We start from the raw sequence: 21,334 nt of genomic DNA on the forward strand, positions 1-21,334 counted from the left end.
GAATGGCCAGGGGTCTCTGGCGGCGCCGGGCAGAACTCGCGCCGCTATAATGAATCTCCATTGAATCGACTCGCCGCAAAATGCGGTGATTTCTGCTACCTATGCGCTTCGACCTCGAGCGGCCTTCACAGAACGCCACGTCGCATCGCGTCGCCGTGTTGCTGATCAATCTCGGCACGCCCGACGCGCCGACGCCGCGCGCGGTGCGCCGCTACCTCGCGCAGTTCCTGTCCGATCCTCGCGTGGTCGAAATTCCGGCGCTGCTGTGGCAGCTCATTCTGCGTCTGCTGATTCTGCCGTTGCGCGGCCGCAGCTCTGCGAAGAAGTATGCGGCGGTGTGGATGCCCGAGGGCTCACCGCTACGCGTCCACACCGAAAAGCAGGTCGAGGGCCTGCGCCATCTGCTGCAACTGAACGACTACACGGTGCTGGTCGACTACGCGATGCGCTACGGCACGCCGGGCATTCCGGCAATGCTGAACCAGCTGAAGCTCGCGGGCGCCGAGCGCGTGTTGCTGATGCCGATGTATCCGCAGTATTCGGCGTCGACCACCGCGACCGCGTTCGACGAAGCCTTTTCCGCGCTCAAGCGCATGCGCAACCAGCCGGAAGTCCGCACCGTGCGCCAGTACGCCGATCATCCGGCGTACATCGCGGCGCTCGCCGCACAGGTGCACCACTACTGGCATCTGCACGGCCGCCCCGATTTCGCGGCGGGCGACAAGCTCGTGCTCAGTTTCCACGGCGTGCCCAAGCGCACGCTCGACCTCGGCGACCCGTACCACGAGCAATGCCAGCAGACCGGCGCGCTGCTGATGCAGGCGCTCGATTTGACGTCGGTCGAATGCCGCATCACGTTCCAGTCGCGCTTCGGCAATGCCGAATGGCTGCAGCCCTACACGGCGCCGACGTTGAAGGAGCTCGGCGCGGCAGGCGTGCGGCGTGCTGACGTGTTTTGCCCGGGTTTCACCGCCGACTGCCTCGAAACGATCGAGGAAATCGGCATGGAAGGGCGCGGCGAATTTCTGCAGGCGGGTGGCAAGGAGTTTCACCGGATCGCCTGTCTGAACGCGTCGCAGCCGTGGGTTGCCGCGCTTGGCGAAATCGTCGCGCAGCATCTGCAGGGCTGGCCCGTGCAGGCGGTGCCGGTGCCGCACACGACAGGAGCTTGAATACGCAGATGAACTACCGCATCTCAACCGAACCGGGCGCGAAACTGCGCATCGACAAATGGCTGTGGGCCGCGCGCTTCTTCAAGACGCGTTCGCTGGCCGCGGAGGCGGTCGACAAGGGGCGGGTGCGTATCGGCGGCGTCGCCGTGAAGCCGGCGAAGGACGTGCGTGTCGGCGATCTGGTCGAAATCGAGATCGAGCGCTACGTGTGGCAGGTGGAGGTGCTGGGCGTATGCGACGTACGCGGTCCGGCGAGCGTCGCGCAGACGCTTTATGTGGAAACCGCGCAGAGCAAGGCGAAGCGGCAGGTCGAGCAGGAACGGCGCAAGGTCTACCACGAGCCGGCCGCCGCGCTGCACGGCCGACCGACCAAACGCGACCGGCGCACTATCGACAGATTTTCAGGTGGGGATTGAGAAACTGCTCCACGGTGGCGTGTGCGCCGCCGTACTCGGTGGTGTGGTCGTTGACCGCACCGGACATGCAGATGGTCGTGGTGCCCGCGATCAGTACCAGTGCGACCACGCCGATTGCAAAGGTCAGTTTCACGGTACTCCCCTTGATGGGCTGAAACAGGCTATCGGAACGACTGTCAGGTGTCGGTAACGCTTACGTCAGATTAGGGTTAACGTGGCGTTGCTGCTCCATGACTGGAGAATAGGTCAGTTGCGGGCTGCACTCAATCTCTATCTGATTGCGCCACGGTGAGGCTTGTTACGGCGCATTTCGCCTGCACGTCGGTGGTGCGAAAAAACCCTCGACCCGCTTGAAACGGCTTTTTCAGGCCCCATCTGGGGTCCGGTCTGGCGGATCGGCGCGAAGACGCGTGTCGCGATTTTGCAAAGCATGAATCGTACTGTGTCGGAACGGCTTGCACCGCCTTTGGCTTTTACTTTTTAACGACTTTCAGCGACATGGAAAACACGCAAGAGAACCCGACGAGCCAGAATCCCACGCCCGCCGACGAAGCCGCGCGCCAGGCCGCCGAGGCGGCTGGGGCCGCTGCTCAACAGCCGGACACCGGCGCCCCCGCGGAACCGGCCCAGGGTGCCGCCGAGCAGGCGCTGGCCGACGCTCAGGCGAAGATCGCCGAGTTGCAGGAAAGCTTCCTGCGCGCGAAGGCCGAAACCGAAAACGTGCGCCGTCGCGCTCAGGAAGACGTCGCCAAGGCGCACAAGTTTGCGATCGAGAGCTTCGCCGAGCATCTGCTGCCGGTGGTCGACAGTCTCGAGGCGGCCGTCGCCCATTCGTCCGACGACTTGCAGAAGGTCCGCGAAGGCGTCGAACTCACGCTGCGGCAGTTGAGCGGCGCGCTCGAGAAGGGGCGCGTCATGGCGATCAATCCGGTCGGCGAAAAGTTCGATCCGCATCGCCATCAGGCCATTTCGATGGTGCCGGCCGACCAGGAGCCGAACACCGTCGTCGCGGTGCTGCAAAAGGGCTTTGTGATCGCGGATCGCGTACTGCGTCCCGCGCTCGTGACCGTCGCGGCGCCGAAGTAATCACGTCGACAATCGCTCCGGGCGTTTGCGCCGGTGGCGTCTGCTGCGTCGCTTCGCCTCGCTACGTGCCGCAAAGATCCCATCGATTCAGGCACTTCCGGCGAACCACGCCGGGAGCGCCGCGCAGACTGACGGAGCGGGCTCGCAGCGAAGATTCAGGCGCCTCGCCCTGTGATTGAAAAAAATTAAAGACCGCATCGCAAAAGAGGTCTTGAAAACGATGTGGCCGCACTTATTTTGAGTGCAGGTATGAATTGAGAGCGGATCGTCCCGCCGCCAAATGGGTCAACCGGGCGCTTTCCGCAGCGATCAAAGTCAGGAGATTTGTAAAAATGGGCAAAATCATCGGTATCGACCTCGGCACGACCAACTCGTGCGTGGCGATCATGGAAGGCAACTCGGTCAAGGTCATCGAGAACTCGGAAGGCGCGCGCACCACGCCGTCGATCATCGCTTACATGGATGACAGCGAGATCCTGGTCGGCGCGCCGGCCAAGCGTCAGTCGGTCACGAACCCGAAGAACACGCTGTTCGCGGTCAAGCGCCTGATCGGCCGCCGCTTCGAAGAGAAGGAAGTGCAGAAGGACATCGGCCTGATGCCCTACAAGATCATCAAGGCCGACAACGGTGACGCGTGGGTCGAAGTGCGCGACCAGAAGCTCGCGCCGCCGCAAATCTCCGCCGAAGTCCTGCGCAAGATGAAGAAGACCGCTGAGGACTACCTTGGCGAGACCGTCACGGAAGCCGTGATCACGGTGCCGGCGTACTTCAACGACAGCCAGCGTCAGGCAACCAAGGACGCCGGCCGCATCGCCGGTCTGGAAGTCAAGCGGATCATCAACGAACCGACCGCCGCGGCTCTCGCGTTCGGTCTGGACAAAGCTGAAAAGGGCGATCGCAAGATCGCGGTGTACGACCTGGGCGGCGGTACGTTCGACGTGTCGATCATCGAAATCGCGGACGTCGACGGTGAAATGCAGTTCGAAGTGCTATCCACGAACGGCGATACGTTCCTCGGCGGCGAAGACTTCGACCAGCGCATCATCGACTACATCATCGGCGAGTTCAAGAAGGAGCAGGGCGTCGATCTGTCGAAAGACGTGCTCGCGCTGCAGCGCCTGAAGGAATCGGCTGAAAAGGCCAAGATCGAGCTGTCGTCGAGCCAGCAGACCGAAATCAACCTGCCGTACATCACGGCGGACGCATCGGGTCCGAAGCACCTGAACCTGAAGATCACGCGCGCCAAGCTGGAAGCGCTGGTCGAAGACCTGATCGAACGCACCATCGAGCCGTGCCGCGTCGCGATCAAGGACGCGGGCGTGAAGGTCGGCGAAGTCGACGACGTGATCCTGGTCGGCGGTATGACCCGTATGCCGAAGGTGCAGGAAAAGGTGAAGGAGTTCTTCGGCAAGGACCCGCGCCGTGACGTGAACCCGGACGAAGCCGTGGCCGTTGGTGCCGCGATTCAGGGCCAGGTTCTGTCGGGCGACCGCAAGGACGTGCTGCTGCTCGACGTGACCCCGTTGTCGCTCGGCATCGAAACGCTCGGCGGCGTGATGACGAAGATGATCAACAAGAACACGACGATCCCGACCAAGCACGCGCAGGTCTACTCGACGGCTGATGACAATCAAGGCGCCGTGACGATCAAGGTGTTCCAGGGCGAACGCGAAATGGCAGCGGGCAACAAGCTGCTCGGCGAGTTCAACCTCGAAGGCATTCCGCCAGCACCGCGCGGCGTGCCGCAGATCGAAGTGAGCTTCGACATCGACGCGAACGGCATTCTGCACGTCGGCGCGAAGGACAAGGCGACCGGCAAGGAGAACCGCATCACGATCAAGGCGAACTCGGGTCTGTCCGAAGCTGAAATCGAGAAGATGGTGAAGGACGCCGAAGCGAACGCGGAAGAAGATCACAAGCTGCGTGAACTGGCCGATGCCCGCAACCAGGGTGACGCCCTCGTCCACAGCACGAAGAAGGCGCTGACCGAGTACGGCGACAAGCTCGAAGCTGGCGAGAAGGACAAGGTCGAAGCCGCGTTGAAGGACCTCGAAGACACGCTGAAGAGCAACTCGAGCGACAAAGCCGCGATCGAAGCGAAGATCGAAGCGGTGGCCACGGCCTCGCAGAAGATGGGCGAGAAGATGTACGCCGACATGCAGGCTGCGCAAGGTGCCGAAGCGGCGGCGGGCGCGGCGGGCGGCGGTGCCGGTGCATCGGCGGGTGCGAGCCAGCAGGCCGACGATGTGGTCGACGCTGACTTCAAGGAAGTGAAGAAAGACTAAAGCCAGGTCGGCATCCGACCGTAAAGCCGTGCACAGCAATGTGCGCGGCCCGGCTGCACGAGAACGGCGCCCCCGGGGCGCCCAAAGTGCAAGAGCGGTTTTCGCGCCTGGCGAGCCTTTTTGGGGCTCTCCGGGCACGTTCGTTTTATGGAGGGCGTTGTTTTGAACCGTGCCCTGGCGCGGCGCAGACAGCGGCCGGACGAGTCGCGAGACTCCACAGCATTCACAAGGAGCTACCGCGTCGCTTTGCGCGGCGGCGTTGAACCGATATGGCGAAACGGGATTACTACGAGGTTCTGGGCGTCGCAAAGAACGCGAGCGACGACGAAATCAAGAAGGCTTATCGCAAGCTCGCGATGAAGCACCACCCCGACCGCAATCCGGGTCACAAGGATGCGGAAGAGCATTTCAAGGAAGTGAAGGAAGCCTATGAAATGCTGTCGGATTCGCAAAAGCGCGCCGCGTACGATCAGTACGGTCACGCGGGCGTCGATCCGAACATGGGTGGGGCCGGCGCGCAAGGTTTCGGCGGCTTTGCCGATGCATTCGGCGACATCTTCGGCGACATCTTCGGCCAGGCGGCCGGCGGCGGCGCACGCGGAGGCGGCCGCGCGGGCCCGCAGGTGTATCGCGGCGCCGATCTGCGCTACAGCATGGAAATCACGCTCGAGCAGGCCGCGCACGGCTACGACACGCAGATTCGCGTGCCGAGCTGGGTTTCGTGCGAAGTCTGCCATGGCTCGGGCGCGAAGCCGGGCACCAAGCCGGAAACCTGCCCGACCTGTAGCGGCTCGGGTTCGGTGCGCATGTCGCAGGGCTTCTTCAGCATCCAGCAGACTTGCCCGAAGTGCCACGGCACCGGCACCTACATCCCCGAGCCGTGCAATCACTGCCACGGCGCGGGTAAGGTGAAGGAAACCAAGACGCTCGAAGTGAAGATCCCGGCCGGTATCGACGACGGCATGCGCATCCGCTCGGCCGGCAACGGCGAGCCGGGCATCAACGGCGGTCCGTCGGGCGATCTGTATGTCGAGATTCATATCAAGCAGCACTCGGTGTTCGAGCGTGACGGCGACGATCTGCATTGCCAGATGCCGATCCCGTTCACTACCGCGGCGCTCGGCGGCGATATCGAGGTGCCGACGCTCGCCGGTCGCGCCAGCTTCACGGTGCCGGAAGGCACGCAGTCCGGCAAGACGTTCCGTTTGCGCGGCAAGGGCATCAAGGGGCTGCGTTCGAGCATCGCCGGCGATCTGTACGTACACGTGCAGGTTGAAACGCCGGTCAAGCTCACCGAAGCGCAGCGCGATCTGCTCAAGCAGTTCGAAAAGGCGCTCGTGGAAGGCGGTTCGCGGCATAGTCCGCAAAGCAAGAGCTGGTTCGATCGCGTAAAGAGCTTTTTCGATTGATTTGATTCGGCGGTCAGTATGACGGTGGACAGTCGCGGCGCGGCGTTCGCGCTGCTCGACGATTGCGGTGCAACGGCGGCGCTTCCGTCGAGCCGCTTGTACACGGGTTTCGTGCGCGAGCGGGTCTGCACGGAGGCGGCGCAGCTCGAAGCCGTGTGCGACAGCGTCGCGGCGGATACCCGGAGCGGTTTGCACGCCGTTGTGCTCGCCGATTATGAATTTGGCCGCGCGCTGATGGGTTTCGATGCGCGCCGGTCTTCTGAAACGCAGCGTGGCAATGCCACGCTGCGTTTTTTATTGTTCGAACGTTGTGCGAAGCTTTCGCGCGACGAGGTCGACGCGTGGCTGACGGCGCGGGACAACGGCGCTTTCGAGCCGTCGGTCGCGGGCACCGCGAACGTGCGCGAGAGCGTCGATCGCGCCGAGTTCGACGCGGCGATCGACGCGATTCACGCCGCCCTGCGCGCGGGCGATTCCTATCAGGTCAACTACACGTACCGCCTCGGCTTCGACGTGTTCGGCTCGCCGCTCGCGTTCTATCGGCGGTTGCGCGCGCGCCAGCCCGTGTCGTTCGGCGCGCTGATCGCGTTGCCGGACGATGCGTGGGTGCTGTCGTGTTCGCCCGAACTGTTCGTCGAAAAGCACGGCCCGACGTTGCGCGCGCGGCCGATGAAGGGCACGGCGCCGCGCTCGCAAGATCCTGCCGTCGACCGGGGTAACGCCGAGTTCCTCGCGACCGATCCGAAGAACCGCGCCGAGAACGTCATGATCGTCGATCTGTTGCGCAACGATCTGTCGCGAGTCGCGCGGATCGGCTCGGTCAGCGTGCCGGCGTTGTTTTCGGTCGAGCCGTATGCGTCGGTGTGGCAGATGACGTCGACTGTCGAGGCGACGTTGCTCGACGGCACCTCGTTCGCGACGATCCTGCGCGCGCTGTTTCCCTGCGGCTCGATTACCGGTGCGCCGAAGCATCGCACGATGCAGTTGATCGACGAACTGGAAAGCACGCCGCGCGGGCTCTATACCGGCGCGATCGGCTGGCTCGATGCGCCGGGCGATGATCACGATTGCGGCGACTTTTGCATGTCGGTCGCGATTCGCACGTTGACGTTGACTGCGTCATCGGCGTCAGACGGTGGCACGAACGGTCTGCGCGGCAGCATGGGCATCGGCGCGGGCATCGTGCTCGATAGCGTGGCCGCCGACGAGCACGAGGAGTGTCGATTGAAAGCACGTTTTCTGATGGGCGCCGAGCCGGGTTTCGAACTGTTCGAAACGATGTTCGCGACGCGGGAAGACGGCGTACGGCACGTCGAGCGGCATCTGCGGCGCTTGTCGTCGAGCGCCGCGACGCTTGGCTTCGGGTTCGACGAAGCGCGCATTCGTGGGGAGATTTCAGCGCGGTGCGCCACGCTCCCGGCGCAGATGCCGCATCGAATGCGGCTTGCTTTGAGCAAGAGCGGGGTGACCCAGATCTCGGCCGCGATACTTGCGCCGTTGGCGGATGCGATCGTTGGTGTTCTGCTCGGCCCCGAAGCGCAGTTCGCGCCGACCCACGCCGCCGATCCGCTGCTGCGCCACAAGACTACGCGCCGGGCAGACTACGACCGCGGCTGGCGCGAAGCCGAAGCGAAGGGCGCCTTCGATACGCTGTTTTTCAACGAACGGGGCGAACTGACCGAAGGCGGCAGGTCGAACGTGTTCGTGAAGCTCGCGGGACAATGGTGGACGCCGCCGCTCGCGTCAGGCGTGCTGCCGGGTGTAATGCGAAGCGTGTTGCTCGACGACGCGTCGGGCTTGCGGGCAGGTGAAAAAGTGCTGACGCGGGCGGATGTGCTGAACGCCGAAGCGCTGCTCGTGTGCAACGCGTTGCGCGGCGCGGTGCCGGCACGGCTTGTTGGTTAGAGCACTGAAAAATACGGGAATGCCGCGCGCTCGCGCGGCAATGAAGCATCAGAACGTATGCTCGGCACCGGGAAACGTGCCGTCCTTTACCGCCCGCACATACGCCTCGACGGCCGCCTGAATATTCGGCTGTCCCTGCATGAAATCCTTCACGAAGCGCGGTCGCTTGCCAGGAAAAATCCCGAGCATGTCGTGCAGCACCAGCACCTGACCCGAGCAGCCGAGGCCCGCGCCGATACCAATCGTCGGAATGCGCAGCTGCTGCGTGACCTCGCCCGCGAGTTGCGACGGGATCGCTTCCATCACGATCAATTGCGCGCCGGCTTCCTGCACGGCGAGCGAATCGCGCAGCAGCTGGCTCGCGCCCGCTTCGGTCTTGGCCTGCACCTTGAAGCCGCCGAACGCATGCACCGACTGTGGCGTGAGACCCACATGCGCGCACACCGGAATCGAGCGCTCGACCAGAAACCGCACCGTGTCGGCGAGCCATTCGCCGCCTTCGAGCTTGACCATCTGCGCGCCCGCGCGCATCAGTTCGACCGAGCTCCTGAATGCGTCTTCGCGCGTGCCGTAGGTGCCGAACGGCAGGTCCGCGACGATCAGCGCCGACGGCCGCGCGCGCGCGACGCTCGCCGTGTGATACGCGATGTCGGCAAGCGACACCGGCAGCGTGGTCGCCTGGCCTTGCAGGACGTTGCCGAGCGAGTCGCCGATCAGCAGCACGTCGACGCCCGCGCGATCGAGCAGCGCGGCGAAGCTCGCGTCGTAGCAGGTGAGCATGGCGATCTTTTCGCCAGCGTCGCGCATTGCCTGCAGTTTCGGCACGGTGATCGCGCTCCGGCTCGCTTCCTGCAAATAAGTCATGGTCAATCCAGTGAAAAAAATGAACTAGCCGCGCCGCTTACAGCGACGTGGCTTTGACAAAGAATTCCTTGCGGCCGCGCATCGTCTCGATGCGTTCGGCGAGCAGCGCAAGGTCCGCGTCGGAGTCGAGCGGATTCAGGTGTTCGGCGTTGACCGTCAGCACGGGCGTGCGGTCGTAGTGGTAGAAGAATTCGTTGTACGCGTCGCACAGCGCGCGCAGATAGGCATCGGAAATCTGCAGCTCCATCGGCACCGCGCGCTTCTGGATGCGCGCGAACAGCACCTCTGGGCTCGCCTGCAGATAAACGACGAAGTCCGGCTCCGGCGCGCTGACGTCGAGCCGCACGGCAAGCGCGCGGTACAACTGCCACTCGTCTTCCTGCAAGGTCAGACGCGCGAAGATGTCGTTTCGCTGCGTGATGAAGTCGGCGATCAGCGGCGTGCCGCTCGCCTGCGCGGCGCTGACTTCCTGCGCCTGCTGCGCGCGTTGCAGCGCGAAGTGCAACTGCACCGGTAGCGCATAGCGCGTGGTGTCGCGATAGAAGCGTTCAAGAAACGGATTGTCTTGCGAGCGTTCGAACAGTTCGTGCATCGACCAGCGTTGCGCGAGGCGCCGCGCGAGTGAGGTTTTGCCGACGCCGATCGGCCCTTCGATCGCGATATAGCCGAACGGCGGGCGCAGTTGCGGCGCGGTGACCGTGAGCGGCGGCGAACTCATTCGCAACGGCCTTTTTCGGCGGAATTGCCGGTCAGCGCATTGAGCATCGGGCACTGGCAGGGCGAATTTACTTTCTCGATGCGCTGATCGCTCACGCTGTCGAGCAGCGCGGCGGCCCGGCCATGCAGCGGAATGACGATCGCCGCGTCGATCTCGACGAGCGGCACCAGCGCAAACGCGCGCTCGACGAGGCGTGGGTGCGGCACGATCAGATCGGCTTCGTCGATCGATTGATCGCCATACAGCAGGATGTCGAGATCGAGCGTGCGCGGCGCATTGCGGAACGGCCGCTCACGGCCGAACTGATGCTCGATCTTGTGGCACAGCGCGAGCAGATGCCGCACGGGGAGCGTCGTTTCCAGCTTCACGACGCAGTTGAAAAAGTCGTCGCCGCCCGCGTCGATCGGGGCAGTGCGATACAGGCTCGATTTGGCGAGCACGGTGATGGTGTGCTGTTGTGCGAGGCACACCACCGCGTCTTTCAGGGTCTGGCGCGCGTCCCCGAGATTCGCGCCGAGGCCAAGATAAGCAACCGTCATGGCATATCTTCCTGCAACTATCGTTTTGACGGCTTTTCCGCGAACGCCGCGTCAGTCTTCGTGCGAGCCTTCGAGGCCCGCGTCGTTGTCCGTGCGTTCGGCGGACGAGCCGCCCTCCACTCCGTCACCTGATTTGCGGCTTCTGGCGCCACCGCGCCGCCGTCGTTTTCTTGGGCTCCGGTCCTTCCCGCCTTGCGTGAGCAATGTCTCGCGCGCGGCGACGTCTCCTTCGATGAACTCCGTCCACCATGCACCGACCGACTCGTCGAGTTCGCCCGATGCGCAGCGCAACAGGAGGAAATCATACCCCGCTCTAAATCTTTGGTGTTCGAGCAGCTTCAGCGCGCTGCGCCCCGAGCGTTTTTCGAGGCGCAGCTGCAGGCCCCAGATCTCGCGCATGTCGGCCGAGAAGCGCTTGTGGATCGCGAGCTTTTCGGTCTGCATGTCGAGCACTTCGTCCATCGCGCGATGCAGCGCGGGCACCGGATACTCGCCTTCGGCCTCGAACTTCTGCCAGCGCTGCTGAACGTCGTGCCACAACAGCGTCGCGAACAGGAAGCCCGGCGACACCGGCTTGCCGGCGAGCACGCGTGCATCTGTGTTAGAGAGTGCCAGAGAAATGAATTTTTCGCCGGTCGGTTGCTCGAGCACGACGTCGAGCAGCGGCAACAGCCCGTGATGCAGGCCTTCCTGGCGCAGCCACTTCAGGCATGCGAGCGAGTGACCCGACAGCATCAGCTTCAGCATTTCGTCGAACAGACGCGCGGCGGGCACGTTGTTGATCAGATCGGCCATCTTCTCGATCGGCGCGCGCGTGGCGTCGTCGATGTCGAAGTCGAGCTTGGCGGCGAAGCGCACGACGCGCAGCATGCGCACCGGATCCTCGCGATAGCGCGTGACCGGGTCGCCGATCATGCGCAACAGGCGCGCGCGCATGTCGGCCATGCCGTTGTGGTAGTCCAGCACCGTTTGTGTGGCCGGATCGTAGTACATCGCGTTGATCGTGAAGTCGCGGCGCGTGGCGTCCTCGTGCTGTTCGCCCCACACGTTGTCGCGCAGCACGCGGCCGCTCGCATCGACCGCGTGGGTGCGGCGGTCGAGCTCGTCGCGCTTCAGACGCTTCGGCGGCGGCGCGTCGGCCGCGGGCGGATCGACCAGCGCGCGGAACGTCGAGGTTTCGATGATTTCCTGGCCGAACTGCACGTGCACGATCTGGAAGCGCCGGCCGATGATGCGCGCGCGGCGGAACAGCTTCTGCACCTGTTCGGGGGTCGCGTCGGTCGCGACGTCGAAGTCTTTCGGCTTCACGCCGAGCAGCAGATCGCGCACCGCGCCGCCGACGATGAACGCACGGAAGCCCGCCTGTTGCAGGCCCTCGGTCACGCGGATCGCATTGCGCGAGATCAGCGTGGGGTCGATGCCGTGCACGTCGTGCGGAATGATGACGGGTACGTCCGGCTCGCGCGGCGCTTGCGCGGCAGCAGCGGCACTTGCGGACTTGCGGCGCGGCCGCGCGGCCGTGCCGGAAGCGGTCGTGCCGGATACGGACTTGCCGCGCGCCGGCGGCTTGCCATTGGCATTGCCGTCGACGCTGGCGGCGGCGGAGAGCGTGTCGTCAGCGGTCGCCGTGTCCTGGCCGAATAGCTTGCGGATGAGTTTCTTGATCACGAGGGTTGGAAGAGTTCGAGGATGCGCCAGCCTTTGGCTTGCGCATGGGCGCGCAACGTGTCGTCCGGATTGGTCGCGATGGGATCGGTGACTTTTTCGAGCAGCGGGATGTCGTTGTGCGAATCGCTATAGAAATAGCTGTGCTCGAAGTCGCTCCAGCTCTTGCCGAGCGACGCGAGCCACATTTCGGTGCGCACGATCTTGCCTTCCTTGTAGCTCGGCGTGCCGGTGGGGCGACCGGTGTAGGCGCCGTGCGGCTCCCCGCCGACGGTCTCCGCCTCGCACGCGATCAGCGTGTCGACGCCGAACGCCTGCGCGATCGGCCGCGTGATGAACTCGTTGGTCGCGGTGACGACGCAGCACAGGTCGCCCGCTTCACGATGCTGTTTCACGAGTTCGAGCGCCGCCGGCTGGATGGCCGGCGAGATGACCTCGTGCATGTACTGCGCGTGAAAGTCAGCGAGCTGCGCGCGCGTGTACTTCGCGAGCGGCGTCAGCATGGCGATCAGATAAGCGTGAATGTCGAGCTTGCCGGCCTTGTAGTCGGCGTAAAAGCGATCGTTTTCACGGGCGAAATTTTCGGCGTCGACCATGCCTTTTTTCACCATGAAGCGGCCCCATTCGTGGTCGCTGTCGGTGGGAATGAGCGTGTGGTCGAGATCGAAGAGTGCAAGGTTAGCCATGGGCGCCTATTTTACTTGAAGCGGGAAGAGCGGCGTGTGAACCCGGTGCGGCGGCGGGGTCGGGCGACGCGAGCATCGTGCGCAACAGCGGCAGCGTGACCGCGCGTTTCTGTTCGAGCGAGAAGCGGTCGAGCGCGTCGAGCAGCGCCATCAGGCTCGGCATGTCGCGGCGAAAGTGCGTGAGCAGGTAGGCCGGCACGTCGTCGGCGAGCATGATGCCGCGCTCGCGCGCCGCGCGTTTCAACACCGCGGCCTTCGCGTCGTCGGGCAACGGCGCAAGGTGAAACACCAGTCCCCAGCCGAGGCGCGTGCGCAAATCTTCGCGCACCGTCATGCCGATCGGCGCCGCGTTGCCCGCGGCGACGAGCGCGCTGGTCGGATGCGCGCGCACTTCGTTGAACAGGTTGAACACGGCGATCTGCTGCGCGGCCGACAGCGCGTCGCAGTCGTCGATCGCATAGAGCGCGACGCGCGGATCGAAGCCGAAGGCGGCGAGGCTGCTTTGCGGCCCGGCGAAGCGCGCATGCCCCGGCGGCGCTTCGTGCACGAGCGCCTGCAGCAGGTGCGTGCGGCCGCTGCCGGCTTCGCCCCAGATGTAGAAGGTGCGATCGGCGACCGGTCCGGAGGCGAGCGCGTCGTCGAGCTCACGCAGGCGCGTGACCAGCTCGGCGTTCGCGCCGGCGAAGAAATTGTCGAATGTCGATGGCGGCGGGGTGCCGAGATCGAGCGTCAGTTGACGAAGCACAGTAGGTTAATGCCGAAAATGAGGCTCAGGCCGCGAGTGGCCCGGACCTCGGGGCCTGGAAGGTTGCCAGGCGCTCAGTTGTCGTGAAGCGTGCTCGCCGGGTCGTGAGGCCGCGCGTCGCGAAGCACGGCTGGCGCAATTGCGCGGGTCGGCGGCGCCGGAATCGGGGTGTCGTGTTGCAATGTCGTTTCCAGGATATCGTCGGAACGCGTGAATTCCAGCCAGGCGGCCAGCATCGGGTAAAATCGCATTTTACCGACCTTCGAGCTTTTCCCCATGAATCAACCGAAATCCGCCGAGCATTCAACCGATTCGGCCCAAGGTTTGTCGTATCGCGACGCCGGCGTGGACATCGATGCGGGTGACGCCCTCGTCGACGCCATCAAGCCCTTTGCCAAGAAAACCCTGCGCGACGGCGTGCTGGGCGGCATCGGTGGATTCGGCGCGTTGTTCGAAGTGCCGAAGAAGTACAAGGAGCCGGTGCTCGTGTCCGGCACCGACGGCGTCGGCACCAAGCTGCGTCTGGCGTTCCAGCTGAACAAGCACGACACGGTCGGCCAGGATCTGGTCGCGATGAGCGTCAACGACATCCTCGTGCAGGGCGCCGAGCCGCTGTTCTTCCTCGACTATTTCGCCTGCGGCAAGCTCGACGTCGGCACGGCGGCGACCGTCGTGAAGGGCATTGCGCACGGCTGCGAGCTGTCGGGTTGCGCGTTGATCGGCGGCGAAACCGCGGAAATGCCGGGCATGTACCCGGACGGCGAATACGACCTGGCTGGTTTCGCGGTCGGCGCGGTGGAAAAGAGCAAGATCATCGACGGCAGCAAGATCGCGTCGGGCGACGTGGTGCTCGGGCTCGCGTCGAGCGGCATCCATTCGAACGGCTTTTCGCTCGTGCGCAAGATCATCGAGCGTGCCAATCCCGATCTGAACGCGGACTTCGACGGCCGCACGCTCGCCGACGCGCTGATGGCGCCGACGCGCATCTACGTGAAGCCGCTGCTCGCGCTGATGCAGCAGATCGAGGTCAAGGGTATGGCGCACATCACGGGCGGCGGCCTCGTCGAGAACATTCCGCGCGTGCTGCGCGAAGGCCTGACGGCCGAGCTCGACCATCGCGCGTGGCCGCTGCCGCCGCTGTTCTCGTGGCTGCAGAAGCACGGCGGCGTCGCCGATGCGGAAATGCACCGCGTGTTCAACTGCGGTATCGGTATGGCGGTGATCGTGTCGGCCGCGGATGCCGAAGCGGCGATCGGTCTGCTGTCCGCGGCGGGCGAGCAGGTCTGGAAGATCGGCACGGTCCGTGAAAGCTCAGCGGGTGAAGTGCAGACGGTCGTGGTCTAAAGATTGACGCGGGCTCGCGTGGCGTGCCGCAATGGTGCGCCACGCGGGCTTCGAATCCTTTGCTTCACATTTCCCGCTTCAAATTCCCGCTTTACGTCCCTCCGATTCCCCCACGCTGATCGGCGCCTCAAACCAGCGTTTCGATCAACTCCACCACCCGCGCCGTCGCGTGCGGATCGCAGCAATCCACCACCTGTCTTTCCGGCATGCTGCGCAGCCACGTGAGCTGCCGCTTGCAGAGTTGCCGCGTCGCGAAGACGCCCTTGTCGCGCATGGTCCGATAGTCGACCGCGCCATCGAGGTATTCCCACACCTGCCGATACCCGACGCAGCGCATCGACGGCATCTCCGGCAGCAGGTCGCCGCGCGCGCGCAGCTTCACCACTTCATCGACGAAACCGTGCGCGAGCATCGAATCGAAGCGCTGCTCGATGCGCGCGTGCAGCTCGCCACGCTCGGACGGCTCCAGCGCGACAAGCACGAAGCGTGCCGATGCGGCGTCGTCGGTGCGCGCGGGCGCGGCGAGCAGCGTCGACATCGGCTGGCCGGTCAGCATGAACACTTCCAGCGCGCGCTGGATGCGCTGCGAATCGTTCGGCGCGAGACGCGCGGCCGTGACCGGATCGAGCGCGGCGAGCCGCGCGTGAAGCGCCGGCCAGCCGTCGCGGGCGGCGTCGGCGTCGAGTCTCGCGCGTACTTCGGCGTCGGCGGCGGGCAGGTCGTTGAGCCCCTGCGTGAGCGCCTTGTAGTACAGCATCGTGCCGCCGACCAGCAGCGGCAGCCGCCCGCGCGCATGAATTTCTCCGACGAGCCGCAGCGTATCGGCGCGAAACTGCGCGGCCGAGTACGAGTCGGCCGGATCGACGATATCGATCAGATGATGCGGCGCGACCGCGCGTTCTTCCGCGGTCGGCTTCGCGGTGCCGATGTCCATCTCGCGATAGACGAGCGCCGAGTCGACGCTGATGATTTCGACCGGCCGCCGCGCGGCGAGCGCGAGCGCGGCGGCGGTCTTGCCGGACGCGGTCGGGCCGAGCAGGCACGGGATGGGGGTAGGGTGTGACGTCATGGGCAAGCGGGCGCGCGGCGCAACGGTGTGATCGAAACGCAGCGCCGTTACTGCCCGCGCATGAACAGCCGATCGAGATCGGCCAGCGTCAGCTGATACCAGGTCGGACGCCCGTGGTTGCACTGATCGGCGCGCTCGGTCGCTTCCATCTGGCGCAACAGCGCGTTCATTTCGTCGAGCGTCAGACGCCGGTTCGCGCGCACCGCGTGATGGCACGCGAGCGTGCCGAGCAGTTCGTGCTGACGCTCGGTCAGCACGCGCGAGCCGCCGAATGCATGCAGGTCGGACAGCACCGCGCGCGCAAGCGCTTGCAGGTCGGCGTCCTTCAGCAACGCGGGGACCGCGCGGATCGCGAGCGTGGTCGGCGACAGCACCGCGAGGTCGAAGCCGAGCGCATCGAGCGTATCGCGCTCTTCCTCGACCGTGCCGATTTCGACCGGATCGGCCTGCATCGTCTGCGGGATCAGCAGCGGCTGCACGGCGATCGCGCGGTCGGCGAGCGCGCTCTTGAACTGCTCGTACAGGATGCGCTCGTGTGCCGCATGCATGTCGACGATTACGAGCCCATGGCGGTTCTGCGCGAGCACGTAGATGCCGTGGACCTGGCCGAGCGCGAAGCCGAGCGGCTGGTCGTCGGTGGCGTCGAATGCGCGGGCAGCCGGGCGCGGCGCGAACGGCGCTGCGTCGTATGGCGACGTCGCGTCGGTTGCGGAGTCGCGCGCTTCGAACAGCGACGCGCCTTCGACCCGGCCGGCAAGCGGATCCTTGCGGCCGAACAGCGCGTCGTAACCGGCGAGCGGTTGCGCGACCGGCAGCGTGCCTTGCGTCATGCGTGCCTGGCGCATCCACGTATTGCCAGGCTGCGAGGCGCCCGGGGCGCCGAAGCTGCTGCCGCCGCCAAGGCCGCCGCGGCTTCCCGCGCCGAAGCCCGCGCCGCTCGAAAGACCGGCGCCCGCGCCGATGCCGTCGGCTACGCCGCTTGTGACACCCGGCGGCGTCGAACCAGATGAAGCCGGTCCACCGGCCGACGGTTCCAGGTGCGCCGCATGCCCGCCCGCCGTCGTTTCAGGCGACGCGCCCGCGTGCCGCGCGAGCGCGCGCTGCACCGCATGGAACACGAACTGGTGGATCGAGCGCGAATCGCGGAAACGCACCTCGATTTTCGACGGATGTACGTTCACGTCGACGCCTTCGGGCGGCAAATCGAGGAACAGCACGTACGACGGATAACGCTCACCGTGCAGCACGTCTTCATACGCGGCGCGCACCGCGTGCGTGAGCAGCTTGTCACGCACGAAGCGGCCGTTGACGAAGAAATACTGTTGATCGGCGCGACCGCGGCTCGCGGTCGGCAGACCGGCGCAGCCGTAGATCGCAAGCGGACCGGCGGATTCGCCGAGCGGCAGATGGGCGGTCGCGAACGTCTCGCCGAGAATCTTCGCAACCCGCGCGGGCGGCTCGCTCGCGTTCCAATGCTCGATGGCCTTGCCGTTGTGCAGCACCGAGATCGCGACGTCCGGCCGCGCGAGCGCGGCGCGGCGGATCTGTTCAAGACAGTGGCCGAGTTCGGTCTGTTCGCTTTTCAGGAATTTGCGGCGTGCCGGGGTGTTGAAGTACAGCTCGCGGACTTCGATCGTCGTGCCCTGGGTGCCAGCGGCGGGACTCAGCACGCCGGTTTCCGCGTCGATGCGCACCGCGTGCGGCACATCTGCGGTGCGGCTCGTGATGCTCATCTGCGCGACCGACGCGATCGACGCCAGCGCTTCGCCGCGGAACCCGAGCGTCGCGACCGCTTCGAGCTCGGCAAGCGAGCGGATCTTGCTGGTCGCATGGCGCGTCAGGGCGAGCACGAGTTCGTTCTCGGGGATGCCGCAGCCGTCGTCGGTGATCGAGATGCGTTTGACGCCGCCTTCGTCGAGCAGGATGCGCAGCGTCTGCGCGCCCGCGTCGAGCGCATTCTCGAGCAGCTCCTTGACTACCGACGCCGGCCGCTCGACCACTTCGCCGGCGGCGATCTGGCTGATCAATTGATCGGGGAGCGGCTGGATGGCGCGCAACGGACGCGGCACGGGCGCCGCGCGGGAGGCGTCGGAAGGTGCGGCCGCGGCCGCGGTGCCCGCAGGCGTTTCGGAGAATTCGGACATGGCGAAATTATAGCGACTTGGCGCACGCCGCCCGCGCAGACGCCCAACCAGCAGATTTTCATTCGACCCGAGGCACTTTCGGTATCATGTCGCGGTCAATTCGCAGCGGTCGGCCCGCCGCTCGCTGCGCCTGTTGCAGGGTCGCGCGGTGGCCGTTTTCCCTCTACGCATACACTGGTTTAAAAGGACGTTCCTTGGATACGCTGCTACATTTCGCCAATCTTGTCCTGCACATCGACAAGTTTCTCGGAGACTTCATTCAGGTGTACGGTGCCTGGGTCTACGCGGTGCTGTTCGCGATCGTGTTCGCTGAAACGGGGCTCGTGGTGCTGCCGTTTCTGCCGGGCGATTCGCTGCTGTTCATCGGCGGCGCGTTCTGCGCGACCGGGCAGATGCATCTCGGACTGCTGATCCTGTTGCTGCTGGTGGCGGCGGTCTCGGGCAATACGACCAACTATCTGATCGGCCGCGCGATCGGACCGCGCGTGTTCAATACGCACATTCCGGTGCTCGAGCGCTTTCTCGATCGCGCCGCGCTGCAGAAGACTCACAACTTCTATGAGAAACACGGCGGCAAGACGATCGTGCTCGCGCGTTTCATCCCTGTCGTGCGGACGTTTGCGCCGTTCGTCGCGGGCGCGTCGTCGATGACGTGGAGCCGCTTCCAGATGTTCAACGTCGTCGGCGCGCTGTTGTGGGTGCTGCTGCTGACACTGCTCGGCTATTTCTTCGGCAACATCCCGTTCATCCGTCAGTATCTGAACGTGATCGTGCTGGTCGGTATCGGCGCGGCGATCGTACCGATCGTGCTCGGCGCGCTGTGGAAGATGCTGCGCAAGAATGGCGCGAACGCGAGTACGCGTTGATGACGAGTTGTTTGCTGTATTTCGGGCCTTGAAAAACACGAAAGGCGTCGCGAATCTCGCGACGCCTTTTTTCATGCCGCCATGCCAACGACCCGTGTCGGGTGCCCGCGGAGGTTCGATCAGATCAATCGCGCGTGATCGCGCGCGGTGCGAGTGGCGTTTCCGGCGTCGGATAGCCGGCTTCCTTGAAGGTCTGAACGATCGCGCGATTGGTGTCGAAGTAGACCTGCCAGTAGTTCTGGTTGGACGAGTAAGGGCGCACACACAGCAGCGGTCCTTCTGGCGTGAAGCTCAAGACCTCGATATCCGGCGCGGGGTTTTCGGCCACGTTCGGAATCTTCGCGACGGCGGCTTTCAAACGCGCGATCGCATCGGTCGGATCGACGCCATTGGCGATCTTCGCGGTCAGCTCGACGCGCCGGAACGGCAGCACGCTGTAGTTCGAGATCGTGTCGGAGAAGATCTTGTTGTTGCCGATGATGGTCGTCACGTTGTCCGGCGTCACGATCGTGGTGCCGAACAGGCCCAACTCCGTGACGGTGCCGGTGACGCCCGCGGCCATGACGAAATCGCCGACCTTGAACGGCCGCAGCACCTGCATGAACACGCCGGCCGCGAAATGCGCGAGCAGGCCGCCCCACGCAGTACCGATCGCGAGGCCGAGGCCGGCGAGCAACGCGGCGAACGACGTCGTCTGCACACCGAAGATTTCCAGGATCGCGAGGACGAGCAGCAGGTTCAGCAACCCGGCGAGAATCGACGCGAGGTAGTGGGCGAGTGTCGGGTCGACCCGGCCGTTGCGTGCGAGCAGCTTGCGCGACAGGTTGGAGATCAGCCCGATGATCCAGCGGCCGACGAGCCACAGCACGATTGCGCCGATGACCTTGGTGCCGATGTCGATGCCACGGGTCATGACGAATGCACGTACGGTTTCGATATCCAAGATGTTTCCTCGTTATAGGTTGCCATCAACGGATTGAACGACGGTGGTGCCATGACCCACAACGCGCGGTCTTCGGGAGTTATAGCCGACGGCGCCCGCATGCGCAAGGACCGTTCCTGCCCTGCTCGCGGCGGCAATACAGAGATGAAACATGGCGGGGCGTACGTGAAAAGCCGGTCGGGGCGTGCCGGGCTCACATGCGCAGCCGCGATTCGGAGTACGGTGACGTCTGGATGACAACCGCGTCGTCCGGGGCGCTTTTCACGGGGCGCCGGCGCCTCGACATCCGGTGCCACGAGAACGCGATCACGATCGCGAGCGCATACGCGCCAGCACGCTGAAGAAACGACGTCGGCAGGGCGAATTGTCCATAGCGGTTCTGCGCGTCGGCGAACACGACAAACGTCAACAAGCCGTCGAGCACGCACGCGGCCAGCGCGATCACGATGAAAATCGCAGGGCCGCTCAGCGCGGCACCCGACCCGAACCGGTTATACAGTCGACAGGCCATCGATACGATGGCGAACAAGGCGAGGTTCGACAGCAGATCGAACAGAAAGGTGGTCATTATCGGTTCAATGAAAAAGCAATGGGCCGTGGGGTTGCCGGAACGTATGCTGGCGCAAGGTTCAGACATGCTCCGCTGATTCGGCGGCGATCATTGCATATCTTTTCATCTCGATAAATAACCAGAAAAAGCGAAGGTCGTATCGCGCTTTCTTTCGTTTGTTTTTTTATGCAATCGGAATGTGAAAAGTCCTTTGCAAATTTATAGTACTGGGACGGATTCCGTGCGCTGCGCCTCAGAAGCGATAAGCAATGCCGACCTGCAACGTCGGATACCATCGATAAGGCGAGACCTTATCGCGCAGTTGCTGCAATCCGGTGTTGATGATCTGCTGACTCATCTGCGGTCCCGCGGCCTGCGACAATGCCGGCGACAGTGTGTACGAGGTCTTCGGAATGCCGTAGGCGACACCGAGATCCACCACGAGCCCCCAGCCTTTGGCTCTCGGGCGCAAGCCATAGCCGATGCCAAGGTAGGGCATCGCGGTCGGGTATCGGGCGGTCGCCGTCGCGTATTCGCCGGGAAAGGCCGGCGAGGCTTTGCCCTCGAATACGTACATGCCGTTGGTCGGAACCGAGTTGCCGCTGACTTCGTTGTCGGTCAGACGCAGGCCCGCTGTCGCGCGAAAGCCGGTGCCGGCCCACGGAAAGAAATCGCCGTAGAGACCGCCCTGACGCAGCCGTATGCCGTCTTCGTAGCGATTGCCCCCAACCTCGAAGTTGTGCGACAAATTGATCGCGTTGAAGTCCGCGTGCACGCCGAACCACGACGTGACGCTCCACGCCGCGCCAACCCCGATGCCCAGCGTGCCGCCTTGCAGATAGACCTCCTGCGCATGCGACGTTTCGATCAGACACGGCAAAGCCACTACCCAGATTACCTTTCCAGCTTTCATGGGTATCCCCCGAGC

The 21,334-nt window shown here is 64.5% G+C and carries 21 protein-coding genes; 8 read left to right on the forward strand and 13 right to left on the reverse strand.

Annotation, left to right across the window (positions count from 1 at the left end; all coding sequences use genetic code 11):
- The first annotated feature begins 101 nt into the window (after window positions 1-101).
- On the forward strand, window positions 102-1,172 hold the full coding sequence (gene hemH / locus OKW40_RS19230) for a ferrochelatase (protein ID WP_187611114.1): 1,071 nt from the start codon (window positions 102-104) through the stop codon (window positions 1,170-1,172).
- An 8-nt stretch (window positions 1,173-1,180) separates the two neighbouring features.
- Complete coding sequence (locus tag OKW40_RS19235) at window positions 1,181-1,588, forward strand: RNA-binding S4 domain-containing protein (RefSeq protein ID WP_018419480.1); 408 nt, start codon at window positions 1,181-1,183, stop codon at window positions 1,586-1,588.
- Here the strand turns inward: OKW40_RS19235 and OKW40_RS19240 are convergent.
- Window positions 1,560-1,721 carry a hypothetical protein gene (locus OKW40_RS19240; RefSeq protein WP_167368620.1) on the reverse strand — a complete coding sequence of 54 codons (162 nt, stop codon included), beginning with the start codon at window positions 1,719-1,721 and terminating at the stop codon, window positions 1,560-1,562. The two genes, OKW40_RS19235 and OKW40_RS19240, sit on opposite strands and share 29 nt — an antisense overlap.
- A 365-nt stretch (window positions 1,722-2,086) precedes the next feature.
- Between OKW40_RS19240 and grpE the strand changes: the two genes are divergently transcribed.
- The 4 genes from grpE (at window position 2,087) to pabB (ending at window position 8,273) form a co-directional block, all read left to right on the forward strand.
- Window positions 2,087-2,674, forward strand: a complete 588-nt coding sequence (gene grpE, locus OKW40_RS19245) for a nucleotide exchange factor GrpE (protein ID WP_429491006.1) — start codon at window positions 2,087-2,089, stop codon at window positions 2,672-2,674.
- 332 nt (window positions 2,675-3,006) lie between these two features.
- Window positions 3,007-4,959 (forward strand): molecular chaperone DnaK, encoded by a 1,953-nt coding sequence (gene dnaK / locus OKW40_RS19250; protein WP_429356622.1) that lies wholly within the window; start codon window positions 3,007-3,009, stop codon window positions 4,957-4,959.
- 269 nt (window positions 4,960-5,228) lie between these two features.
- Window positions 5,229-6,368, forward strand: coding sequence for a molecular chaperone DnaJ (dnaJ, locus tag OKW40_RS19255; RefSeq protein WP_018419484.1), 1,140 nt, complete (start codon window positions 5,229-5,231; stop codon window positions 6,366-6,368).
- An 18-nt stretch (window positions 6,369-6,386) separates the two neighbouring features.
- Window positions 6,387-8,273: an aminodeoxychorismate synthase component I gene (gene pabB / locus OKW40_RS19260; RefSeq protein WP_429491008.1), complete on the forward strand. Its 1,887-nt coding sequence runs from the start codon at window positions 6,387-6,389 to the stop codon at window positions 8,271-8,273.
- A 48-nt stretch (window positions 8,274-8,321) separates the two neighbouring features.
- Here the strand turns inward: pabB and panB are convergent, their stop codons facing one another.
- The 7 genes from panB to OKW40_RS19295 form a co-directional block, all read right to left on the reverse strand.
- Window positions 8,322-9,137, reverse strand: coding sequence for a 3-methyl-2-oxobutanoate hydroxymethyltransferase (panB, locus tag OKW40_RS19265; RefSeq protein ID WP_184034424.1), 816 nt, complete (start codon window positions 9,135-9,137; stop codon window positions 8,322-8,324).
- Between the two features lie 37 nt (window positions 9,138-9,174).
- Window positions 9,175-9,855, reverse strand: a complete 681-nt coding sequence (locus OKW40_RS19270) for a deoxynucleoside kinase (protein ID WP_090803123.1) — start codon at window positions 9,853-9,855, stop codon at window positions 9,175-9,177.
- Window positions 9,852-10,394: a 2-amino-4-hydroxy-6-hydroxymethyldihydropteridine diphosphokinase gene (gene folK, locus OKW40_RS19275; RefSeq protein ID WP_184062288.1), complete on the reverse strand. Its 543-nt coding sequence runs from the start codon at window positions 10,392-10,394 to the stop codon at window positions 9,852-9,854. Before folK ends, OKW40_RS19270 begins: the two co-directional genes overlap by 4 nt.
- A gap of 51 nt (window positions 10,395-10,445) precedes the next feature.
- Window positions 10,446-12,062, reverse strand: coding sequence for a polynucleotide adenylyltransferase PcnB (gene pcnB / locus OKW40_RS19280; RefSeq protein WP_429491011.1), 1,617 nt, complete (start codon window positions 12,060-12,062; stop codon window positions 10,446-10,448).
- Window positions 12,059-12,745 carry an HAD family hydrolase gene (locus OKW40_RS19285; protein WP_429491012.1) on the reverse strand — a complete coding sequence of 229 codons (687 nt, stop codon included), beginning with the start codon at window positions 12,743-12,745 and terminating at the stop codon, window positions 12,059-12,061. The genes pcnB and OKW40_RS19285 overlap by 4 nt, the downstream gene beginning before the upstream one ends.
- Window positions 12,738-13,490, reverse strand: a complete 753-nt coding sequence (gene hda, locus OKW40_RS19290; protein ID WP_090803130.1) for a DnaA regulatory inactivator Hda — start codon at window positions 13,488-13,490, stop codon at window positions 12,738-12,740. Before hda ends, OKW40_RS19285 begins: the two co-directional genes overlap by 8 nt.
- 74 nt (window positions 13,491-13,564) lie before the next feature.
- The gene (locus OKW40_RS19295; RefSeq protein ID WP_184062286.1) at window positions 13,565-13,768 is read right to left on the reverse strand and encodes a hypothetical protein; all 204 of its coding nucleotides are present in this window, start codon (window positions 13,766-13,768) and stop codon (window positions 13,565-13,567) included.
- Between OKW40_RS19295 and purM the strand changes: the two genes are divergently transcribed.
- Complete coding sequence (gene purM / locus OKW40_RS19300) at window positions 13,767-14,834, forward strand: phosphoribosylformylglycinamidine cyclo-ligase (protein ID WP_429491014.1); 1,068 nt, start codon at window positions 13,767-13,769, stop codon at window positions 14,832-14,834. The two genes, OKW40_RS19295 and purM, sit on opposite strands and share 2 nt — an antisense overlap.
- A gap of 127 nt (window positions 14,835-14,961) precedes the next feature.
- On the opposite strand, the gene miaA is transcribed toward purM, so the two are convergent.
- Together miaA and mutL are read right to left on the reverse strand one after the other, a co-directional pair.
- Entirely contained in the window at window positions 14,962-15,903 is a 942-nt protein-coding gene (miaA, locus tag OKW40_RS19305; protein WP_429491016.1) for a tRNA (adenosine(37)-N6)-dimethylallyltransferase MiaA, read from the reverse strand.
- Window positions 15,904-15,950: 47 nt separating this feature from the next.
- Window positions 15,951-18,047 (reverse strand): DNA mismatch repair endonuclease MutL, encoded by a 2,097-nt coding sequence (mutL, locus tag OKW40_RS19310; RefSeq protein ID WP_429491018.1) that lies wholly within the window; start codon window positions 18,045-18,047, stop codon window positions 15,951-15,953.
- A 194-nt stretch (window positions 18,048-18,241) separates the two neighbouring features.
- Between mutL and OKW40_RS19315 the strand changes: the two genes are divergently transcribed.
- Window positions 18,242-18,913, forward strand: a complete 672-nt coding sequence (locus OKW40_RS19315) for a VTT domain-containing protein (RefSeq protein ID WP_176078921.1) — start codon at window positions 18,242-18,244, stop codon at window positions 18,911-18,913.
- A 124-nt stretch (window positions 18,914-19,037) separates the two neighbouring features.
- Here OKW40_RS19315 and OKW40_RS19320 read toward each other — a convergent pair whose 3' ends face one another.
- From OKW40_RS19320 to OKW40_RS19330, 3 genes are all read right to left on the reverse strand, one after another.
- On the reverse strand, window positions 19,038-19,856 hold the full coding sequence (locus OKW40_RS19320) for a mechanosensitive ion channel family protein (protein WP_429491020.1): 819 nt from the start codon (window positions 19,854-19,856) through the stop codon (window positions 19,038-19,040).
- A gap of 193 nt (window positions 19,857-20,049) precedes the next feature.
- Window positions 20,050-20,424: a hypothetical protein gene (locus tag OKW40_RS19325; protein ID WP_429407361.1), complete on the reverse strand. Its 375-nt coding sequence runs from the start codon at window positions 20,422-20,424 to the stop codon at window positions 20,050-20,052.
- A gap of 235 nt (window positions 20,425-20,659) precedes the next feature.
- The gene (locus OKW40_RS19330; protein WP_429356630.1) at window positions 20,660-21,319 is read right to left on the reverse strand and encodes a hypothetical protein; all 660 of its coding nucleotides are present in this window, start codon (window positions 21,317-21,319) and stop codon (window positions 20,660-20,662) included.
- Window positions 21,320-21,334: the final 15 nt, after the last annotated feature.

Origin of the sequence: Paraburkholderia sp. RAU6.4a, from assembly GCF_050435625.1 — a bacterium.
Lineage (GTDB): Bacteria > Pseudomonadota > Gammaproteobacteria > Burkholderiales > Burkholderiaceae > Paraburkholderia > Paraburkholderia tuberum.